Here is a 541-nt window from a genome sequence, read left to right as displayed (position 1 = left end):
ACGCAAACACGCCAGTCTCGTCCAGGATAGCGGAAGAGGTAGAGCGATCTAGGAGGCGGCGGTGAGCGAGTATAAGCGTGCAAACGGATACATCCTTGATGACGAGGAGATCGAGCGTCGTGCGTCCGAGTGGGAAGAGGGGACGTGGAGAGGAAGCCTCATCGAGCTTCGCGTCGGACGCCCGAGGCTGTCCGACGCGCCGAACGCGAACCTCTCGTTTAAATGCCCTGCGTCCGGAGCTGACATGATAGCCCGCGCCGCGAAGGCCAAGGGCGTCAAGAAGTCGGAGTTCATGCGCGACGCCGCGATAGAAAAGGCCGCGAAAGTACTCACCGAGGCGAGCTAACCCCCATTATCCTGCAGGAGATCACAAGACGCTCAATCCCTTGCGCAGTTCCATAGGAGAACGTCAGGGCCGTGCGTTGCAACGCACGGCCCTGACGTTCTCCTATGTCATTTTCGTTTGTGCTATGCCGCGCATCGAGCAACCAGCGCAAAGCCTCCCCCGGCATGATGCGGCCGTCTTTTCCGTCGCAATTTG

At 59.7% G+C, this 541-nt stretch carries 1 protein-coding gene; it reads left to right on the top strand.

Going from position 1 to position 541, the window contains the following annotated elements:
• Positions 1–61 precede the first annotated feature (61 nt).
• Positions 62–346, top strand: coding sequence for a DUF1778 domain-containing protein (locus D1643_RS12295; protein ID WP_160710688.1), 285 nt, complete (start codon positions 62–64; stop codon positions 344–346).
• The last annotated feature ends 195 nt before the right edge of the window (positions 347–541 follow it).

The organism is Enterorhabdus sp. P55 (assembly GCF_009911695.1).
Classification (GTDB): Bacteria; Actinomycetota; Coriobacteriia; order Coriobacteriales; family Eggerthellaceae; genus Enterorhabdus.
The sequence above is the reverse complement of the archived record's forward strand: the minus strand, read 5'-3'. Positions and strand labels throughout refer to the sequence as shown.